Annotated in this window: 18 protein-coding genes; 8 read left to right on the top strand and 10 right to left on the bottom strand. The window is 41.5% G+C overall.

Translation table 11 applies throughout. The annotated features are described in order from the left end of the window. Positions 1-22: 22 nt before the first annotated feature. Positions 23-1114 (top strand): hypothetical protein, encoded by a 1092-nt coding sequence (locus tag CHJ_RS22655; RefSeq protein WP_317919135.1) that lies wholly within the window; start codon positions 23-25, stop codon positions 1112-1114. A gap of 186 nt (positions 1115-1300) precedes the next feature. Here the strand turns inward: CHJ_RS22655 and trpS are convergent, their stop codons facing one another. Then, the gene (gene trpS / locus CHJ_RS22650; protein WP_317919134.1) at positions 1301-2323 is read right to left on the bottom strand and encodes a tryptophan--tRNA ligase; all 1023 of its coding nucleotides are present in this window, start codon (positions 2321-2323) and stop codon (positions 1301-1303) included. A 298-nt stretch (positions 2324-2621) separates the two neighbouring features. After that, positions 2622-4301: a diguanylate cyclase gene (locus CHJ_RS22645; RefSeq protein ID WP_317919133.1), complete on the bottom strand. Its 1680-nt coding sequence runs from the start codon at positions 4299-4301 to the stop codon at positions 2622-2624. A gap of 229 nt (positions 4302-4530) precedes the next feature. Here CHJ_RS22645 and CHJ_RS22640 point away from each other — a divergent pair, with 229 nt between their 5' ends. Beyond that, positions 4531-5571 (top strand): S66 peptidase family protein, encoded by a 1041-nt coding sequence (locus CHJ_RS22640; RefSeq protein WP_317919132.1) that lies wholly within the window; start codon positions 4531-4533, stop codon positions 5569-5571. A 60-nt stretch (positions 5572-5631) separates the two neighbouring features. On the opposite strand, the gene CHJ_RS22635 is transcribed toward CHJ_RS22640, so the two are convergent. Next, complete coding sequence (locus CHJ_RS22635; protein WP_317919131.1) at positions 5632-7179, bottom strand: purple acid phosphatase family protein; 1548 nt, start codon at positions 7177-7179, stop codon at positions 5632-5634. A 577-nt stretch (positions 7180-7756) separates the two neighbouring features. Continuing rightward, positions 7757-7912, bottom strand: coding sequence for a hypothetical protein (locus tag CHJ_RS22630; protein WP_317919130.1), 156 nt, complete (start codon positions 7910-7912; stop codon positions 7757-7759). Positions 7913-8057: 145 nt separating this feature from the next. Here CHJ_RS22630 and CHJ_RS22625 point away from each other — a divergent pair, with 145 nt between their 5' ends. The 3 genes from CHJ_RS22625 (at position 8058) to mog (ending at position 10815) form a co-directional block, all read left to right on the top strand. Further along, entirely contained in the window at positions 8058-9452 is a 1395-nt protein-coding gene (locus CHJ_RS22625; RefSeq protein ID WP_317919129.1) for a glycoside hydrolase family 1 protein, read from the top strand. Positions 9453-9555: 103 nt separating this feature from the next. Further along, complete coding sequence (locus CHJ_RS22620; protein ID WP_317919128.1) at positions 9556-10167, top strand: hypothetical protein; 612 nt, start codon at positions 9556-9558, stop codon at positions 10165-10167. Positions 10168-10281: 114 nt separating this feature from the next. Beyond that, complete coding sequence (gene mog / locus CHJ_RS22615) at positions 10282-10815, top strand: molybdopterin adenylyltransferase (RefSeq protein WP_317919127.1); 534 nt, start codon at positions 10282-10284, stop codon at positions 10813-10815. A gap of 163 nt (positions 10816-10978) precedes the next feature. Here the strand turns inward: mog and rsgA are convergent, their stop codons facing one another. From rsgA to CHJ_RS22600, 3 genes are all read right to left on the bottom strand, one after another. Beyond that, positions 10979-12013 (bottom strand): ribosome small subunit-dependent GTPase A, encoded by a 1035-nt coding sequence (gene rsgA / locus CHJ_RS22610; protein WP_317919126.1) that lies wholly within the window; start codon positions 12011-12013, stop codon positions 10979-10981. Beyond that, complete coding sequence (locus tag CHJ_RS22605; RefSeq protein WP_317919125.1) at positions 12000-12410, bottom strand: RNHCP domain-containing protein; 411 nt, start codon at positions 12408-12410, stop codon at positions 12000-12002. Before CHJ_RS22605 ends, rsgA begins: the two co-directional genes overlap by 14 nt. A 130-nt stretch (positions 12411-12540) precedes the next feature. Beyond that, complete coding sequence (locus CHJ_RS22600) at positions 12541-13080, bottom strand: TetR/AcrR family transcriptional regulator (RefSeq protein WP_317919124.1); 540 nt, start codon at positions 13078-13080, stop codon at positions 12541-12543. A 278-nt stretch (positions 13081-13358) separates the two neighbouring features. Here CHJ_RS22600 and CHJ_RS22595 point away from each other — a divergent pair, with 278 nt between their 5' ends. Continuing rightward, complete coding sequence (locus CHJ_RS22595) at positions 13359-13616, top strand: YdcH family protein (protein ID WP_171754552.1); 258 nt, start codon at positions 13359-13361, stop codon at positions 13614-13616. A gap of 90 nt (positions 13617-13706) precedes the next feature. Here the strand turns inward: CHJ_RS22595 and CHJ_RS22590 are convergent, their stop codons facing one another. Beyond that, complete coding sequence (locus CHJ_RS22590) at positions 13707-15311, bottom strand: ABC-F family ATPase (protein ID WP_171754551.1); 1605 nt, start codon at positions 15309-15311, stop codon at positions 13707-13709. 280 nt (positions 15312-15591) lie between these two features. On the opposite strand from CHJ_RS22590, the gene CHJ_RS22585 reads away from it, so the two are divergent. Together CHJ_RS22585 and CHJ_RS22580 are read left to right on the top strand one after the other, a co-directional pair. Next, a complete protein-coding gene (locus CHJ_RS22585) occupies positions 15592-16176 on the top strand; it encodes a DUF938 domain-containing protein (protein ID WP_317919123.1) in 585 nt (194 codons plus the stop codon). A gap of 318 nt (positions 16177-16494) precedes the next feature. Next, positions 16495-18762, top strand: a complete 2268-nt coding sequence (locus CHJ_RS22580; protein WP_317919122.1) for a nitric-oxide reductase large subunit — start codon at positions 16495-16497, stop codon at positions 18760-18762. A 215-nt stretch (positions 18763-18977) separates the two neighbouring features. On the opposite strand, the gene CHJ_RS22575 is transcribed toward CHJ_RS22580, so the two are convergent. Both CHJ_RS22575 and CHJ_RS22570 read right to left on the bottom strand, forming a co-directional pair. Continuing rightward, the gene (locus tag CHJ_RS22575; protein ID WP_317919121.1) at positions 18978-19103 is read right to left on the bottom strand and encodes a hypothetical protein; all 126 of its coding nucleotides are present in this window, start codon (positions 19101-19103) and stop codon (positions 18978-18980) included. Continuing rightward, positions 19104-19889 carry a ferredoxin--NADP reductase gene (locus tag CHJ_RS22570; RefSeq protein ID WP_317919120.1) on the bottom strand — a complete coding sequence of 262 codons (786 nt, stop codon included), beginning with the start codon at positions 19887-19889 and terminating at the stop codon, positions 19104-19106. Positions 19890-19920: the final 31 nt, after the last annotated feature.

Raw genomic sequence — 19920 nt, 5'->3', positions numbered from 1 at the left:
GAGATAAAACAGAGGCTTTAACATGAAAAATATCATTGCAATGATTATTCTCGCTCTGTTGGTTGGCTGTACGAGTCCGTACGCACCTATTCAATCAACTTATCGTGATGATTACCAAAACAGAGGTTTTACTCCGTTGTACCAAGCCGATAGTCAAACAACGATCATCATGATTCATGGAATGTGTAATCACTCAACTGGCTGGGCAAAGAGCAGAGTGGAACGATTAGCTGATACTATGAATTTGACCGTTAGTCACACGTCAAATCGGGCTATCGCTAGAGAGTTTGATACCAAAGATGGAAAAAATAGCATTTTCTTAAAGTCCTATCATTACGCCCGTGACGGATATCAACTGACGGCTTATGAGTTTACCTATGGCGCGTTTAACGATCATCGTGCCTATCATTTTCAAGATGATGACAAACACGCTTTAGCTAATCGCGAAATAAAAAAACTGTTAATGGACGACTGTTTATCAGACGTAACTGTCTATGCCGGAGAGCGAGGAAAGGATATTCGTAAAGCGTTACGCCACTCTCTGAAAGAGATTGAAAGTAAGCTGAGTGCAGATGAACGAGTGTTTTTCTTGGCAGAAAGTTTAGGAAGTAAAGTGCTAAGGGACAGTTTGATTTGTCAGCCTGAGAATAGCAGTGCTGCGAACAAAAGTGAGCAGAGCAAACTAAATCGACTCTATTATTCCGCTGATGCTATTATTTTGGCCTCCAATCAGTTACCGATTTTAAATCACATAGATAGCTGTAAAGATAGCCCTTTAGCGAGGCGAAGCGGTAAACAAGAACTCTCCGGAGGGTTACTGGACATGTACCGAGTAAATGAAGAGTTGAGAGCGAAACAAGCCGATGAGGGCAAGTCAAACTCTAGCTCAGGCTATAAAGTTTTGTCGTTCACTGATCCAAATGATTTGCTCAGTTATCGATTTAAAGAGAGTGATTTCTCAACAAAAAATGTTCAGTTGCTTGAAATCCCCGTGAGTAACACCAGTGCATTCTTAAACTTATTGGCGAATCCATATAAAGCTCACACCGGTTATCTGACTAACTCCGGAGTGGTGAAACTAATTGCCTGTGGTAATGATGACTGCGCTCCTTGATTGATTCGTTTCCCTTAAATCAGTCACTGTTGTTAACAGAGCAATCGCGTTACTGAGAGAAAAATCTAACCGATGGATTGATATGAATGGGCATCTTAAGTTTCTACGCTTATGATGCCCATCATTATAAGACAACTTTTCTAATAGAAAGAAAGGGCCATCGCTGAAAGCAATTTTAACTATCGTTCAGAATATGTTTAAGCCGAAAACCTCCTTAACATCGAATAGAACTTGCTCGGTTTTAATTTGCGATGACTGGCTGCCTTTTTGCAAAATCTCAATCAGCTGGGCTTTATCATTCAGATACATTTTTCTGTTGTTTCTTATAGGACGAAGCAATTCTTGCAGACACTCTTCGAGTATTTTTTTGGTTGTTCCATCACCAAGGCCGCCTTGTTGGTATCTCTCTTTAAGCTGCGTCACATAGTCCCTGTCTTGGCAAAAGGCATCAAGATAAGTAAACACGACATTTCCTTCTACATTACCCGGATCTTCAACTCTTAAATGGCCTGGATCGGTATACATAGATTTTACCGCCATGTGGATCTCTTTTTCCGACGCGCCCAAGTTAATGGTATTTCCCATTGATTTAGACATTTTATTTTTACCATCTGTGCTAGGAAGACGAGAAGCCTTACTTAAAAGAGGTTGACACTCATTTAAGATCTCTTTGTTAGCCATTGAATTGATTTTGCGAACGATCTCATTCGTTTGCTCAATCATAGGTAACTGATCGTCACCAACAGGAACCAGAGTTGCGCGAAATGCGGTGATATCGGCGGCTTGGGAAATGGGGTATGTTAAAAATCCTGCAGGGAGCGAGCGTTCAAACCCCTTAGATTTAATCTCACTCTTCACCGTTGGATTACGTTCCAGTCGAGCAATGGAAACAAGGTTACTGTAGTACATTGTTAACTCAGCGAGTGCCGGCAATTGAGATTGTAGAGTAATGGTGGTTTTTAAAGGGTCAATACCTACCGCTAGATAGTCTGCAACGACGTTGAGTATATTCGAAGAGACCTTTGAAGGATTATGAGCGTTGTCAGTTAAACCTTGCATGTCAGCAACAAGAATCGTTTGGTCATAGATCTCTTGTAACGCTATGCGTTGTTGTAATGAGCCGATGTAGTGACCCAAATGCAAAGGGCCGGTAGCTCTATCACCCGTTAATACAGTGTCTAATTTGTTTACAGATTGATGAGTATTCATTGATTATCTCCAAGTTAAATAAAACACTACTGGAGATAAAATAAGACCACACGCTTAGCTACCTTCCAGCAGCGTAAGAATGTAAGAATTCCGTGCCGCTCTAAGTTGAGCGCCACCAGAAGAAGAAATGTGAAGGTATTGAGATGTTTTTCATCTTTTCAACATAACAACAATTATTTTTTAATTCAATCTTTTATATAAAACCATAAATAGATTCAATGTGATGATAACCTTGTTAGAGAGGCTCTGTATGAGATAGCAGAGAGGAGTTCCGCTGCTTAACAGTCTCAACATGGGCCTATTTTGTAACACTCGCTGCGTCAATAAAGACTCGATTTCTTCCCGCTTCTTTTGCCCGGTACAGCGCTTTATCCGCACGCGCTAAAACAAGGGTAGGGTGATCATCGTCAGTTCGGCATTCAGAGCAGCCAATACTGACGGTGACATTGATAGAGTGTTCATGAAATTGAATGTAGGTTTGTGCAATCGTGTTGCGGATTTGTTCTGCAATAAACGCAATTTTTTTGTCGGTTGAATCGATTAACATAAGGGCAAACTCTTCCCCACCGATTCTAGCGACAACGTCCGATGCGCCTGACTCTAATGTCAGTGTATCAGCAATATATTGTATGACCTTGTCACCTGCCGCGTGGCCGAATGTATCATTAATGTTTTTAAATCTGTCGATATCTACCATGATAATGGCGTAGAGTTTGTCAGTTGTTTTGGCTTGCTTATGAACGGATTCACCGAGCTCAAAAAAAGCGCGTCGATTACTAATATTGGTCAGTTCATCTACTCGTGCCATTTTCTCTGCTTCCTGATGAAGAAGAGAAAGCTCTTTTGTTCGTTCCGCGACTTTCTTCTCCAGAAGTAGCCGTTCTTTTGACAAAGCAAATCTAATCTTTTTGAGTTTACCGTTGTAAATAGTAAGCACTAACAGTAGCACCGTTAGTGTGGTTAAGAATATGGCGACAATAATCACTTCTTTATTGTGCTCATCCCAAAGCGAAGGCTGCTTGAAACGTATCTCTGCTTGTGGACTGATGATGCTTTGATATTGCCAACGAATGATTTCATTCCAATCGTAGGCTAGCTCAAAGCCGTCATGAGAGAATGTGACGGTTTGATGCTTTATCAAGTTCAGTGAAGCCTCTCCAGCCATCATGCCTAGCTCGGTGGGGGAGTGAAGGTAACCACCAACCGAGCCAAAGCCGAGTTCGACCACTGAGGTAGCAAAAATAGGTGCCTGTGACATTTGGTGTAGAGATTTTAGAACATAAACGGGCAACAGCCCCTTGCCATTGTGTACCCGATAAATGGGAGCAAAGAAAATGGCGCTATTACTTGGTATGTTTGAGATTGTGGTGAGGAGAGTCGGTAAGTCTTTGTTGTCGAGAATGGTATAACGAATGTTTTGTCGATCTAGCTGGTTAGAAATATTGCTTAATCTGTGTCGGTCACTCGGTTTAATCGAGTCACCAATAACAAAAACCTCTTTAGGTTGAGATAAACGAAGTGCATCGTTAACCAGCAAGGAATAATCTATTTTTGTATCGATGACGACCGCGTCATTTATTATGTCTGCGTCATTTTCTTTGGGCTGAATCACGATACGTTTCGCTGTGGGAAAAAGCTCTGGATACGACAAAGAGAAGTGCGACGCAGCAGGGCCAGCAGAGATAAATACATCAGGCTCTTTATGATCAAACTTGCTTTTAAGATATCGAAATACAGCATGATGCTGTTCGATTTCATCAAAACGACCAGCATCTAAGTGGTCGATATAATAAATATGGGCAGAGTTACTTTCATCCAAGCTACTTTTAATGCCTTGAACGATCGATTTGGTCCACAAGGATTCTGAGCTTCCTGACCCTAAAACAAATATTGTGGTTGGGGATGCCTGTAGGGGAATCGCCCACAGGGTGCAGAAGATAACTAGGCTGAATATGCTCAGCAGTTTATGGGTTGTCATGGTTGACGTTCACCACTGCTAACGCCTCTCGGCACTGATAATCGATTTAACAAGGAAATGATGTGACTCCTTTGTATTCAAACATTTAGAAAGCCCTAATAAATAGACTAGCACATGTGCATAAAAGCTTATTAACATTCTTCTTTTTTCTTGAGTTATCTCAATAACATATTGAAACTTAGAGGGTTAGTGGCTATTTTATATTTGGCTAAAGTGGATGAGAACGATAATGAAATACCCAAAACCGTTGCATAAAGGAAGTACAATTGCGATCACCGCATTTTCGTCGGGAATAGCACAAGATCACCTTGCTAGATTTGAGGTTGTAACAGAGCACCTCAAACAACAAGGCTTTCACCTTGTCGTTGGTCAATGCTTGCTTGGTCAGATCAAACATGTAAGTGCGCCATTGGAGAAACGAGTGGAAGAGCTAATGGCGTTCTTGATGGATGATGACATTGATGCGATTTATCCGCCTTGGGGCGGAGAGCTGGCAATGGAGCTTCTACCCCTTATCGATTTTTCTAAGTTAGAGAAGGCCAAGCCAAAGTGGATTTTGGGCTTTTCTGATATCAGCACAATATCGGCCGTACTTACCAGCAAGCTTCAATGGGCCTCGGCACACTGTTCAAACTTAATGGATTTAACGCCTCAGGCAACAGATCCACTGACATCAAATACCTTAACGTACCTTGCGACACCACTGGGTGAAGAATTTAGACAGGTTGCCTCATCAATGCATGCCAACTCTTGGCCAGATATTGTTAATAAACCATCAGGCGGGTTTATTGCCAACACGCCCTCCAACTGGCGCTGGTTAGTAAAACCAGATTCGTCTTCTATGATTGAAGGTCGCCTTATCGGAGGTTGCTGGGATACATTGTCGCACCTTTTTGATACCGAGTACTTAGACTTAAGCGCGTTTGCAAAGCGTTATCCTGAAGGTGTTCTGCTTTATCTGGAAAATGCTGAAATGCCGCCAACGGAAGTGGCGCGAACAATACTGAACATGAAATTTCGCGGTGTGTTCTCGCACATTAACGGTCTGCTTTTAGGACGCAATGCGGCTTCAGAACCTAACAGTGATCAAGATCTTAGCTACGATGAAGCGATAAAGATTGGTTTAGCTTGTACGGGAATTCCTGTGATGATTGATTTAGATATTGGTCATCTTCCGCCAAACTTAACGTTGATTAATGGTGCTGTTGCGAAGGTAGAGCTTGATAGAGAAAAGGATGGTATAGGTACCCTCTGTCAGCGTTTAATTTAGTTGTCTAAATTGATATAAAAAGTCCCTCATGAGCCTGAGGGACTTTTATTAAGCGACGGACTATTTAGCTGTTAGTGTGACAACATCATCGTAAACTCGGCGCTGCCAGCCAGTTACTTCACCTTCTTTATCCATCATAGGGAAAACGTAAACTGGTGAGATCTCAGTAGTCCAAACACCTTGGTCATTTTGAAATACATTAACTTCCAAGTGACCATAGTGTTTTCCTCCACTCACAAGCTGTTTGTCTTGCCAAACTTCTGGTGCATCTAAGTGTGCTAAGAACTGCTGATGAGGGTTATCCATATCCACTTTGTATTTGCCATCTTTACCAAAGTAAGGTCCACGTAAGCCATCCCCACCTATACCAGCATCGTAAAAATGGACTCCATCCACAACAGAGCGTTCATACATTTCATCGTGGCCTGCAAAAACGGCATCGACACCATACTGCTCAAATAGGGGTGTTAAGACACGAACAGGAACGCCGGATTGATTGTCTTGGCCGTTTTCAAAGCCTTCGGTTCCTGTTGGGAATCCATGAGGTCCTACGGAGTAAGGAATATGGTGGAACTGTACAAAGGTAAATTGGCTGTTCTTCTGAGCATCTGCCAACTGTTTTTCTAGCCATTTGTATTGCTCTGAACCCGGGTTAAAGTCCGGTGCATTGACACCCGGTAGACGCCAGTTAGTATCTTTATCTGTTTTGTCTTCTTTGCCGTCGGACGTATCGATAGTGATATATGTGATTGGTCCGTAATCTACACGATAGTAACGCTCTTTATAGGCTTCTACCTTGCTGCCGTTATCTGGCACATCAAAATACGTTTTGTAGCGAGCGATAGCTTGTAGGGCGAGCTCAGTATTGTATTCAGACATACCGCCGTCTGGACCCGGGTAGTTTTCGTGATTGCCTATTGCTGGAAATAGTGGCACGTACGAGGCGATATTATTGAAGTCACCTGCATTGTGACGCCAAAATTCATCCCAGTCGCGCTGTTCATTGCCGGACTCAACCAAATCACCAGCGATGGCGATAAAGTTAGGTTGTCGTTCTTGCATCACTCGAATGTTTTCTTGATAGCCAGTGGTCTGATCCACTAGGTATTGACGGTCAAAGTCGCCATAAGGTTCTGACCAACGGCGAGTTTTTCCGGTAGATTCTGGTTCTGTTTCAGAATCGGAGTAAACTAAAAACCGAACTGTTCCATTTTTATTAGGTACTGTTGAGAACTGTGCGTTGTACTGTTGACCGTCTTGTTCTACCGTGTATTGATAGCTTGTTCCCGGTTTTAAACCATCAATTTTTACACTATGAATGTAAGGTGTTTTCGAGTCGGCTTTATTCTCAAAGTATTTTTCAACTTCAGTTGGGTAGTATTTTAAGCCGTTTGCCAACTGAGGTTCTGATTTCAACGTTTTGCTGTAATCATTAGCAGATATATTTATTTTGCCAGCGATATCTTCAGTTGTTATCCACATGATTGTCATGCTAGTCGTGGTTGGGTTTTGTAGGTAGGGGCTTACTTTAAAGGCATCTTGCTCTGCTGCAGTTATCGTAAAACTGGTTGCAGCTAAAATCAAAGTGCTAAGTAATGTCTTTTTCATCAGTAGTCCTCAAATGTTGTTGCTAGTATTTATTTTTTATTTATCGAGTCCTGTATTCGGAAGTGCAATATAGAACTTTTTCTCTGTTTCAATTGGTATTATCTCAACAATAAAAAATAAGAATGAAAGCCATATCACAAGTTGAAATCTGCTGTAAGTGACTAAAAAGTCTTTCATTTTGTGAAAAATGAAAGGTTATGTATTTTAGGGTTTCGTTATTTACAAAGATGAAACTTATGTCTCGTGGTGTAGTAATAAATATGAAATGAAAGGTTTGAATTAAGCAGAACGAATATGATGCTACAGTATGAGAAATGTGTAATATCACAATTTTACAAATGAGACTGATCAGTTGAAAATATTTCATCAAGGCCTTTAGCCAAAATTATTTTTTTGAGTGTTCGTACTGGTGAAATAAGTGTTTATTAGGAGAGCTATTTAGCGACTAAATAATCGAATTACTTGAGAAAATATAAGTCGCTGTGCAGTTACAGTGGTAAATACACAGCGACAGAATTTTATGAAAAAGACCTAAAAAGAAGGGAAAAGTTAGGTCAATTTGGAGAATGAATTAAACTTATGAACAAGATCCGCAGCAGCCTGTTGGAGTTTCGTGCTTAGTTTTTTTCTCTGAGTTACTATCGCTGTCTTTGTCCAAAGTCGATTTTTCTGTTTCTACTGCTTTTGAGTTATCGTCTTTTTTACTGAAAATCTTTTTAATTGAAAATGTCATCGTTTAATCCTAATTTGAGCTTTCTATTGTTGAACAGCATGCACAATACCATAGTAAAATAGTCAAGTATTGATGTGGCACATGATTTTCGTTAAATGTTTCAATATAGGTAGCCGTTTTTTCAACACAAAATTTAGAGGTTGTTATGATTCAATTTCCAAATGACTTTTTATGGGGGGGCGCTATTGCAGCGAATCAAGTAGAAGGTGCGTATCAACAAGATGGTAAGGGATTATCGACTGCGGATATGTTGCCGAAAGGCATTCTGAATCCGCACGAATCTCGGGAAGAGCGTAACTCTGGCATTAAAGATATTGCGATAGATTTCTATCATCGTTATCCAGAAGATATTTCTCTATTCAATGAAATGGGTTTTAACTGCCTGCGCTTATCCATTGCATGGACTCGAATCTTTCCAAATGGCGATGAACTGGAACCGAATGAAGAAGGGTTGGCTTATTACGATGACATTTTCGATGAGCTTGCTAAGTACGATATCACTCCATTTGTCACTCTGTCTCACTATGAGATGCCTTATGCTTTAGTTGAGAATTATGGTGGTTGGGCTGACCGTAGGTTGATCGAGTTTTTTGAGCGATACGCTACAACTGTATTTCAACGTTACAAAGATAAAGTAAAGTTATGGCTGACATTTAACGAGATCAATATGTCATTGCATGCTCCGTTTACTGGTGTCGGTTTGCCAGAAGAGGCTGCGGAACAGCAAATTTATCAGGCGATTCATCACCAGTTGGTGGCAAGTGCTAAAGCAGTCAGTTTATGCCATTCAATTATCCCTGATGGAAGAATTGGCAATATGCTTTTAGGAGCCATTAATTACCCTCTTACTTGCAACCCAAGTGATGTAATCGCAGCAATGCATGAGAATAACAAGTGGTTGTTTTTTGGTGATGTGCAAACCAGAGGCAAATACCCTGGCTATATGCTGCGCTATTTTCGCGAAAACAATATCCATATCAAGATGCAAGATGATGATGTTAGAACCTTAGCTGATGCGTCTGTGGATTTTATCTCGTTTAGCTATTATGCCAGCGGTTGTGCAAGTGCTGATCCCAAGCATAAAGAAGTCGGTAATATCGTAGATAGTGTGCCAAACCCCTATTTGAATAAGAGTGAATGGGGCTGGCTTATTGACCCCCAAGGCTTGCGTATCTTATTGAATTTTCTTTATGACCGTTATCAAAAGCCACTGTTTATTGTTGAGAACGGTTTAGGTGCCGTCGATGAGCTTGACCGCAATGGCGAAATTCACGATGACTATCGTATTCAATATTTAAATGATCATTTAGTTCAGGCAAGAGAAGCAATTTTAGATGGTGTTGAACTAATGGGCTTTACAAGCTGGGGACCCATTGACCTTGTCGCGAATTCAACCGCAGAGATGAAAAAACGTTACGGATATATCTATGTTGATCGTCACGATGATGGCCTAGGTACACTAGAGCGTAAGCGTAAGAAGAGTTTTTATTGGTATCAAAGTGTTATCAAAACACAAGGTCAGGCTCTAAGTGGTGAATAACATGGTTTGGCTACCTTACTGATCTAACTGATAAACAAATAGAAGGCGAGCCAGTTGGTTCGTCTTTTGTCTGTTAGCCACTCATGTTGTCCTTAGATAGTGAGTGTTGTCCTTAATTGTTCGCTATATCCCTAATGAAACACGCTATGTATCGGAAGATATGGCGAGTCAACTTCACTCGCTAGGAAGACGCTTTAATAAAAAGCTTGCGGCCGGGACGTATGCTAAAGATATTGTACAAAGACTTCTAATCGATTTAACGTTTAACTCCAGTCGATTGGAGGGGAATACTTACTCCATTCTTGATACAGAAAAACTGCTGGATGGGGGAGAGCTTGCTAATGGTAAGTCCGATGAAGAAACCATTATGATCTTAAATCACAAAGAAGCGATTCTGTTTTTGATTGAGAATGCGGAAGAGCTTGCGGTAACTGAAAAATCTATTGGTGCGATTGACCCTTATCGAATTAAGTATCGTCGTGAAAGAAAACAGGTAATTGGTCAAATTATTAGAGCAATGATCGTGGGTGATGAAATAGAGCGTCATTTAGAGCAGTTTTGTGCTGAAAACACTATTCAAGATGCAGATAAGTTTATCTCTATTGCAACGGTTGAACTTGATAAGCTGCATAGTGGGGCGATTGTGTCTCTTGGTGTTACTGAGAGTCTGTTTTTTGCATGGAAAGAAAGGCAAGACTCAATAACAAATGAATGATGTGTTGACGCAGACTTCTCATGATGAGCGGTTTTTTTTTCTTGTAAGGTTTATCCGCTGCGCTTTATTCTTTACACTTGCTCTCCAATAACAAATTAGCCAAAGGGACAACAAATGACAAAAGCAAAAATCGGTATAGTTACCGTCAGTGATCGAGCAAGCGCTGGTGTGTACGAAGACCTATCTGGTCAGTCAATTATTGACACGTTGAATGCCTATTTGATATCTGAATGGGAACCTGTCTACGAAGTGATCCCTGATGAGCAAGATATTATCGAAGCCACATTGATTAAAATGGCAGATCAACAAGAGTGTAGCCTGATAGTGACAACCGGAGGGACAGGGCCAGCTAAACGCGATGTAACTCCTGAAGCAACAGAAGCCGTTTGCGATCGCATGATGCCGGGGTTTGGTGAGCTTATGCGTGCTGAGTCTTTGAAATTTGTTCCTACCGCTATTTTGTCACGCCAAACCGCTGGTCTTCGTGATGATACTTTGATTGTAAACTTACCGGGAAAACCAAAGTCTATTCGCGAATGTCTGGATGCCGTGTTCCCTGCAATACCATACTGTATCGACCTAATGCATGGCCCTTATCTGGAATGCAATGAAGAGGTCATAAAACCTTTTCGTCCGAAACAGAAATAACCGATAGCTCTTGTCTCGATGGTCCTATTTCTTCTTTTAATCGCCGAAAAGCCATATTAAAAGAAGAAATAGGCTGTAAGTTATTAGGCTCTGTTGGGCTTTTACCACTGCTTATCCTACAGAACATGTCTTTAGCCAACATATGCGTAAAGTTCAAACAAGTTTATCTCATCGCTTGTTTGAGTAAGCCTTTACGGCTAAGTGACTGATTAACCATTTTGCTGAAGGCTTTGTCATACTTACGTTCAGCATTATTGTTGTTTTCACTTCTCTTTCTTTCCAAAAACGCATGTTCTTGTTTTAGGTGTAGATAGCTGTCATACCGTTCCGGCGTAATATTGCCTGTTTCTAACTCCTGTTGTACTGCGCATCCTGGTTCACCTTGGTGTAGACAATTTCTATACTTACATTGGTAAGATATAGAGGATATTTCATCAAATACGGAGTCGATACCTTCATCAGTTCCCCAAGCTTGTACCTCTTTAATGCCAGATGTATCGACAATGAAACCACCGTTTTCTAATTCAAACATGTATGAACTAGATGTCGTGTGTCTTCCGCGCATATCTTTAACACGCAAGCCGTTGGTTTTTTGCACTTGGTATTTCAATAACCTATTGGTTAATGTTGATTTACCCACGCCAGATGGGCCAATAAATACCCCGACTTTTTTGTCATCTAAATAGGACATTAACGCTTCAATCCCAGTACCTTCTATAGCACTACAGGTAATTATGTCGATACCTAATGCAATGGTTTCTGCTTGCATTTGGATCAAGTCGGAGGCTGAATTTGCGTCTGCTTTATTTAAAATCACTACAGGTGTTGCACCACTACTCCATGCCACGGTTAATAGCCTTTCCAGCAGTCGATCAGAGTAATTTCTGCCACCGTCTAAACCTAATACGATAAAAACAGTATCAATATTCGCGGCGATAGGTTGTTGAATGACAGCTTCACCCGATGCTTTGCGACTCACTAGGCTTTTTCGGCTTTTAACCGCTTGAATAACAATGGTAGTTCCATCATCTTGACACTCGACCCAGTCACCAACGCATGGAAACTCTTCGCGATTTTGTATTGAATGCGAAAAGCCGCCTTTGAGTTGTGCATTTCTTATACCGTTGTCCGTTTGTACTTTGTATCTATTGCTGCCTTTTTCGATTACTCGGTAAGTTTTTAATTTATTCGAGTACATGTTCACTACCTCTACTGATGCTTAACTGTTTTAACTCAGATAAAACGTTTTTTGACGGGAATGGTAACGTCATCATTAATTCTGCAGCAATGCTGACGAGTAATAGTTCATTGTCATCGGCTGCTATTCGGTTGGTTCTAATGGTGCTGCATTTGGAGCACTTATGTATCAGAGACCATTCTTTACTTTTTTGAACATAGATACTGATTGGCTCCATAATGCCACGGCAACTTGAGCGTCTATCTCCCGCTTTAATATCCATGTGCACACTGCTTAAACAGTGAGGGCAATGATTTCTGTGTTGCCCACCATATTGGATAGGTGTTACTCCCATGCCGCAAGCTGCGCAGAGAAATGATTCATTGGGGTTTGCTCGTAATGTTTTTGTTCTGGTCATAATGGTGTACCTCTAGCTTGTAACTATGTCTTTTGTATTACTCCTAAATAGGAGGTGACCGACCGTACAGTCAGTTGTTGTTTTAAAAAAATCACGCAAGTTAATATGCGTGATAGGGATGATGTGTCGCTTAGCTGTACTTTTTAATGAACTCGCGCTTCACTTCTTCAATGGGGAAGTCATCATAAAGTAGATAATTCATTGCAATACCATCAATTTCGGCGATGAACATCTTAGCCGCTATAGTTGGATTCTCATACGATAGAGAGTGAAAAACTTCTTCTGTCGATGTTTGCAAACCGTTAAATCGTTCTTCTATTAAATCTAATAAGACAGCTCTTGTCGTTGGCTGAACGATAACACTGAAATTAAATCGATAGATGCTGCGATACTTTGGCACTGTCATGGCATCAAATACGGAATCAATAAATGCCTTCATTCTTCCTTCTGAGCCCGCAAAATTCTCATCAACTTTATCTGCTTCATTAATGAGATTGGTGATGGAAATAAACACTTCTCTCAATAATTCATTTTTGTTTTTAAAGTGATGAAACACTAAGCCTTTTGAGGTTTCTGCCTCTTCACAAATGGCGGATATTGGCGTTTTTTCAAAGCCATTCTCAGCAAACAGTCTTGTAGCAACTTCAATGATCTTATCTTTCTTATCCATAACTCATCCAATTTATGACTGACCGTTCGGTCAGTGGTGGCGATATTAGTATTTTGAGTGATATTTTGTCAATCATTTTTTGGTTAAATAATACTCTTATTTTTTTATGATCTTGAAATTCAAAAGGTTAGTCCTGCTGGCCAACGTCCCCTTAACTCAATGACTGGACATTGCAGCGTTATCGTCATTAATCTTGAGAGGTATTTTGAGGTGTCTGTCCCGAAACTATTACACGCTCGCTCTATAATGGTTGTTATCGAACTGAAGAAGGAATGCTGATGTTAAATGAAAACCATGCTTTTATTTTAGATTTTCCTGACCTGAAATTAGATATTGTTCAGCTCAATCACGACGATCCTACATTCAAAGCGGATCTTCAGCAGTACCATGAACTCGATTACGATATTCGTCAGCTGGAGATTTCAGGTAGTCCAATCGATGATGAGGCGATGCATGAACTTAAAGTTCAGCGTCTTGAGTTAAAGGATATGTTGTATAAACAACTTACTGAACATCATGAACAGGCAAAAGCGTAGCTGATTAGAATTAGGTTACAACAAAGCCGGTTGTCGCGTGCATTGCGACAACCGGCTTTGTATATGTGGACTGTTACTTGTTAGAAACGCTTATGCTGCGCTTAATGTTTTTCTCTGGTGAGACAGGTATTCATTATAAGTGCCTTGGAAGCTAACCAGTTTTTTGTCTTTCACATCAATAATCGAGGTCGCCAGAGACGAAACAAATTCACGGTCATGGCTTACGAAAATAAGGGTTCCTTGGTAGTTTTTCAGCGCTTCGTTAAGAGCTTCAATCGCTTCCATATCCATATGGTTTGTTGGCTCATCCATAACCAGAACATTAATGTCCTGCATCATCAACTTACCAAACAGTAAACGGTTTTTCTCACCACCAGAACAGTTTTTCGCTAGCTTGTTCGCATCGTCCGCAGTGAAAAGTAAACGACCCAAAATACCGCGTACCATCAAGTCATCATGCTTAGGTGTGCGCCACTGTGATATCCAATCAAAGATAGTTAAATCGTTGTCAAAATCTGCGCTGCTATCCTGAGGGCAATAACCAATAGATGCGTTTTCTGACCATTTTACAACGCCATGCTTTTGCTCTAACTCTTGAACTAAACAGCGTAGCAAAGTGGTTTTGCCGACACCGTTTTCACCAATGACCGCTAAACGCGTTCCTGCTTCCAGAAGTAAGTTACCCTGTTCGAATAGCAGTTCGTCTTCAAATGCATGACCGAGATCTTGCAGCTCCAGTGCTTGACGATGCAGTTTCTTACCTTCACCAAAATTGATTGATGGGCTCACTCGGCTGGAGGACTTCACTTCATCTAACTTGATCTTATCCATCTTCTTAGCGCGGGAACTTGCTTGCTTAGCTTTAGATGCATTGGCTCCGAATCGATTAACGAAATCTTGCAGCTCACTGATTTCAGCTGCTTTTTTAGCATTGCCAGCCAGTAATTGCTCGCGAATAAGACCTGATGCTTCAACGAAATACTCGTAGTTACCCGGGTAGATTCGAAGTTCACCGTAATCGATATCGGCCATATGTGTACATACAGAGTTTAAGAAGTGGCGATCGTGGGAAATGATGATCATGGTGCACTTACGCTGATTTAACTCTTCTGCCAGCCAGTTAATGGTATTGATATCCAAGTTGTTGGTTGGTTCGTCTAGCAACAAAATATCAGGGTTGGCAAAAAGTGCTTGTGCAAGTAGCACACGCAGTTTCCAGCCCGGTGCCACTTGCTGCATTAGACCGAAATGTAACTCTTCTTCGATACCGGCTTGAATGAGGATATCTCCCGCACGACTTTCTGCGGTATAGCCGTCCATCTCTGCGAATTGACTTTCAAGCTCGGCAACCAGCATGCCGTCTTCTTCACTCATCTCTGGTAAAGAATAAATACGGTCACGCTCTTTTTTGATTTCCCATAACTTACTGTCACCCATGATTACGGCATCAATAACACTGTATTGCTCAAAAGCGAACTGGTCTTGACTCAAAACACCAAGTTTTTGTCCCGGTGTAATAGAAACGTTGCCCGAACTTGGAGTGAGTGCGCCGCTAAGAATTTTCATGAAAGTTGATTTGCCACAGCCATTAGCGCCGATTAGACCATAACGGTTGCCGTTACCAAATTTAGCAGAAATGTTTTCAAATAAAGGCTCGGCGCCAAATTGCATGGTGATGTTAGCGGTTGAAATCAAGAAAGTATTCCTAAGTATTAAGACTGGTTAATCACTTAGTCAGTGATGCCAAATCAACAGAAGTTCAAGTACGGATTGATAGGCGGCGAATTATACAGGTTTCTTTAACAAAGAATAGATGTGAGATGTAAGTCACAGAAAATAGCTGTGTTAGCTATAGTTTCAACAGTTGTTTACCGAGTAGTCTCTCTTCATCGTGAAGAAATAGGCCTGAGCTGTTTAGAAAACAATCAACACTTTGCAAAGCTTGTCAGTTCGCGACATCGTATAGGAGAAAATAATGTCAAAACGCGTCAGTTCATCGTGTGAAAGAAACCAGCATCCCATTTTTGAGCAGTTGTCTATTTACCTTAATAAAAGTAAACAGCTATTAGAAATTGGCTCTGGAACTGGGCAACATGCTGTATTTTTTGCTGCGCAGCTGCCTCATGTAGTTTGGCATACCAGTGATATGCCGGAAAATCACCCTAGTATCCGAGCATGGATTTCAGAGTCTGGTTGTGAAAATATCTCGGAGCCAGTGGCTTTTAAAATAGGTCAGGACGAATGGCCTTGCGCTTCGGCTGATGCTGTTTTTACCGCAAATACCACCCATATAATGCAGATAGAAGAAGCTCAACTGATGATGGAAATGGTGGCTAAGCACCTTCCTCAAGGGGGTGTTTTTTGTCAGTATGGCCCGATGAAGGTCGATGGAGACTTCACCAGTGACAGTAATCGAGTATTTGATGAATCATTAAAGCAGAAAGGGTTTGGCGGCATTCGAGACATCGAGCAACTCGCGAACTGGGGTAAGGGACTGGAGCTGAATGCGACAATAGCGATGCCAGCAAACAACTTCTTACTGGTGTGGAAGAAGCAATAAACTCGTTGAAGGTGATTTTTGCAAGATTGTGGTGCGTCTAAAAGGCAGCAGTGCTTCTAAAAAGGTAACCGTGTGAAGCACGACAATTTGGAGAGCCACTGAGGCTTTATTGGCAAATAATCTGGTAAATAGACAGTCGGAAATTGTATTACTTGGTTTGTCATTAAGATAACACTGTACCCAAATGATAATAAATTGATATTGTCATTTGGATAATTATATTTAAAGGGCTGGCTTAACTTATTGATATTATACAAGTATAAAGTTGGCATAAGGATTGTAATAGGGGAGGGTCTAATTTAACTAAAGGACCCGAAAATGACGAAACAAAAATTTTCTCTGATAGCATTGGTCATCGTATGTATTACATCGTTTGCCATCTTGCTCAGTCTGGGAAGCGAAATTTATAGGGAAGCCCCACCTATTCCAACGGTTGTAAAATCGACAAGCGGCGATGTAATCTTTACCGAAAAAGACATTCAAGATGGACAACTGGTTTGGCGAACAATGGGAGGTCATCAGTTAGGTTCTATCTGGGGACATGGCTCTTATATCGCGCCAGATTGGACCGCTGATTGGGTTCATCGCGAGTCTGAAATATGGTTGGATCTTGCTGCACAATCTCAGTTTTTAAAACCACTCTCGCAGCTAGATACATTCGAAAGAGCCTCTTTAGAAAGTAAGTTAAGAGATGATATTCGACCAAATCAGTTTAATCCAGAAACGGGTGTTTTAACCGTTTCAGATCTACGTGCCAAATCAATTATTGAGTTACAACAGTACTATGTCGGCCTGTTTGGAGATGATCCAACATTCCAGCCGACACGGGAAGATTACGCCATGAAAGAAGGCACGATCTCGACGGAACAAAATCGAGAAAAGCTTTCTGCCTTCTTTTTCTGGGGGGCTTGGGCTGCGGTAACAGAACGTCCGGGAGAGAACTACACCTATACAAACAATTGGCCGTTTGATCCTGTCGTGGGTAACACGCCAACGTCAAACAATATTGTCTGGTCGATTTTGAGTATTGTTTTTCTTATCGCGGGTGTTGGTGCGCTGGCGTGGTATCACGCATCATTAAAGCAGCACGAGCTTCCGGCATACCCAAAAACGGATCCGTTATTTGGGATTAAACCAACCCCTTCTCAAAAAGCGCTGGCGAAATACTTTTATACCGCAGTAGGGTTATTTCTTCTTCAAGTTGTTCTCGGCGGTATTACTGCTCACTACGCTGTTGAAGGGCAGGATTTCTACGGAATACCGTTGGCTGAAATATTACCTTACTCTGTCACTCGTACTTGGCATACTCAACTTGCGGTATTCTGGATTGCAACCGCTTGGTTGGGGACAGGGCTCTACATTGCGCCTGCACTTTCTAATTATGAACCAAAGTTCCAACGTATTGGTGTCAATGTGCTTTGGGTTGCGTTGGTCATCGTCGTGCTAGGCTCAATGGCCGGAGAATGGATGGCCGTTCAGCAGTACTTCGATATTGATACCAGCTATTGGTTAGGACATCAGGGCCAAGAGTATATTGACCTAGGGCGTGTCTGGCAGATACTTTTGCTGGTTGGGTTGCTGATTTGGCTTGCATTGGTAACCGCGGCTATTCGTCCTGCATTGACTAAAGATGGTGAAATGAAGCCTGTAATATGGGTTTTATACGCATCTTGTGTGGCTATCGGACTCTTTTACGGTGCGGGTTTATTCCAAGGTAAACATACCAACCTAGCAATTGCTGAATACTGGCGCTGGTGGGTGGTTCATTTATGGGTAGAAGGTTTCTTTGAAACGTTTGCCACCTCAGTAATCGCATTAATGTTTGTTCGCCTTGGTTTAGTACGCGCACAATCTGCCAACAGTGCCGTGCTGTTTGCTACGGTCGTGTTCCTGACGGGTGGCCTTTTAGGCACCTTGCATCACCTATATTTCACCGGTACACCGACTTCTGTCATTGCATGGGGCTCAATGTTCTCGGCACTTGAAGTGGTACCACTTGCGCTTATTGGATTTGAAGCGGTAGAAACTTACCGAATGCGTAAATCCGCAGTATGGATGGCACGCTATAAGTGGGCAATCATGTTCTTTGTCGCAACCGCTTTTTGGAACTTAGTTGGTGCAGGGATTTTAGGTTTCCTCATCAATCCACCTATCGCGCTTTACTATATTCAAGGGCTTAACACCACTGCAACCCACGCTCATGGTGCCTTTATGGGTGTTTATGGAATGCTCGGTATCGGTCTAATGCTTACCTGTCTGCGTGGCTTGTCTTCAGATACCGTTCACTGGGATGATAAGTTGCTTAAATGGTCATTTTGGACACTTAATATTGGTCTTGCTGCGATGATCTTTATGTCTCTACTTCCTGTTGGCATCATTCAGTTCTTTGCCGTGATTGAACATGGTTATTGGTATGCGCGTTCTCCAGCTGTGATTCATAGTGAGTTGGTTGAAATGTTCGTATGGCTGCGTATGCCGGGAGATATTCTGTTTGGTCTTGGTGGTCTATTCTTAGCGGGGTTCTTTGCAAAGTTATTACTGGCATTTATGGGGAACAAATCTTCAAATCAGGCCGTGACAAGTTAATTACATTGAATTCCATCAACAAACAGATTGGATAAACAAACACACTTAATATGCAGTCTTTGATTATCAACCCTAGCGACAGAGATATTGTTTGGCTAGCGAAAGTAATCAAAGGCTGCATTTTGTTGGTTTTGAATTGATTGACTTTGAGTTGATTAGTTTTGAGTTGATTCGTTTCGAATAGCTTAGTTTCAAATAATCTGGATTCTAACGGTTTAGAATAGTCCCAGCTCAATGCTTAATTGATAAACTAAAGCAGGCAGATAAGAAACAAATATAGAGCCGAGCGCAAGACCGCCTAGGGCAATAGAGTACTTTATGATAACGATGATAAACCTCATTTACGCTTTCCTTTCCCAGTAGTTTTCAGAACTAAAATGACCGGTGTTACTGCGGCGGTGTTTTTGAAACCCAAGTTGGTTCAAGGTTGTACTGGTAGATTTAACCATGTCTGGATTTCCACACAAATATATGAAGCTTTGGTCTTTGTTGAGTTGTAGACAAGCGGCTTTCTCTAGCTCTCTGTTATTGAGCAGTTGTGGAATTCTTCCGGATAACGTTCCATCTATTGGCTCTCTGGAAACAATAGGAACATACTTAAATTTTCCGGGATGTTTACTTAACAGCTGGTTTATCTCATTTTGATACACCAAATCTTCAAAATGCCTCACAGCGTGTACTAATACCAAGTGGTTAAAACGGTAGGTTATTTTGCGATCGTTCAACATTGAAAGAAATGGCCCGATAGCGGTTCCCGTTGATATTAACCATAAATCTCTAGCATCCAATGGGATTTCATCCAGCGTCATAAAACCTGATCCTTGACGGCCAATGAACACTTCATCTCCCGGTGTGAGCGAATGTAAAAGGGGAGACAAGCTTCCGTTTGAATCGGCAACAATTAAGAACTCGAGCTCTCCTGTTTTTAGGTGGCTATCCTGATGGTTAACAAATGAGTAGGCTCTTCGAATCAGCTCTCCTTTGTTATTGAACATGGCTAACTTGGTAAATTGCCCCGCTTTATATTTGGTGTTGGGGGAGTGTACCGTCAGTGTAAACAGCGAGTCAGTCCATGCCTTATTACGGGTGACTCGTGCAGAAATAAGAGCGCTTAATTGGTTGTTCATTACTTTTTCCTCTTGAATCAGTGGCAAGTGG

This window comes from Vibrio sp. MACH09 (assembly GCF_033238805.1).
In the GTDB taxonomy this organism is placed as follows: domain Bacteria; phylum Pseudomonadota; class Gammaproteobacteria; order Enterobacterales; family Vibrionaceae; genus Vibrio.
Note: the sequence above shows the minus strand (reverse complement) of the source record. Positions and strands in the feature narration are given on the sequence as shown.